At 63.7% G+C, this 953-nt stretch carries 1 protein-coding gene; it reads right to left on the bottom strand.

Annotated features, from left to right (window positions below):
- Positions 1-953, bottom strand: a 953-nt coding sequence (locus F6X37_RS35830) for an IS4 family transposase (RefSeq protein ID WP_187614677.1), incomplete at both ends; no start/stop codon positions are given.

Below are 953 nucleotides of genomic sequence, written 5' to 3'. Positions count from 1 at the left end.
ATACGTCACGCGCCAAGCCACCACCAGGAACAAGGCCAGCGCGCGCTCAATCCGGTCGACAGCGGCCAATTGCAGGGTCTCGACTTCGCAGCCATTCTTGAGGACATGGAAATAGATTTCGATTTCCCATCTCGCCCGGTACCAATTGATCAGTTCGACCGCTTCTTCTTGGGTTGCGACGGCTCGGTTGGTCAGCAAACGCCACTCAATCGGCTTGATGCCAGCGGGCGCCCCGACTTCGCGTGCGATTACGCAGTGAACCTTGATCTTGCCGCGCTCGCCGTCCGCGATCTCGACTTCGCGAGCCCACAGTTGCTGGCGCACGGTGCGACTCTTCTGAGTCTCGCGGGCGCCGGTCACGAAGGTGATTTCACCCAAGGGCTCAGCGCTGGTTGTACTCGCCCACAGCCTGGCGCCGTCGCCGCCGGGCAAACAGCGGTCATGTTTGGCGCGCACCAGCCAGTCCGCCGGCGTGCCCAGCTCGCTGGCCCGGCGCATCATTTGCACCATGTCGGCCTCGCGGTCGGCCACGTACACCAGTCGCGTGTGCGGCATGTCCGGCGCCATTTCCGCCACGCGCTCGTAGCCTTCGACCCAGCGTGTGCTTTCTTTCGGACCAGGACGAACGCCATCGGCATCAAGCTCCTCACGCGCCCACATCCACGCGTCGAGCACGCCCAGCGGTTCGCGTTCGGTCGTCACCGCATAGGTGGGGTGCAAGTACAGCCCGCGCCTTGCTTCGTAGTTCAACGGCCCCAGCCCGTCGATGTCCTGGCCGTTGAAATCAAGCTCGGTCGTGTCCTGGATGCACAGCACCACCGACTGGCTGCGCATGCGTTCCTGCGTGCTCGCCCAATGCGGCTCCAGGATGGCTTCCCAGGCCACATCCGTATTGCGCAAAAATCGGTACGCCGCGCACGTCTCGCTCCAGCTATCGCACGCCTGGGGGATAC

This window comes from Paraburkholderia sp. 31.1 (assembly GCF_014397645.1).
Classification (GTDB): domain Bacteria; phylum Pseudomonadota; class Gammaproteobacteria; order Burkholderiales; family Burkholderiaceae; genus Paraburkholderia; species Paraburkholderia tuberum.
The sequence above is the reverse complement of the archived record's forward strand: the minus strand, read 5'-3'. Positions and strand labels throughout refer to the sequence as shown.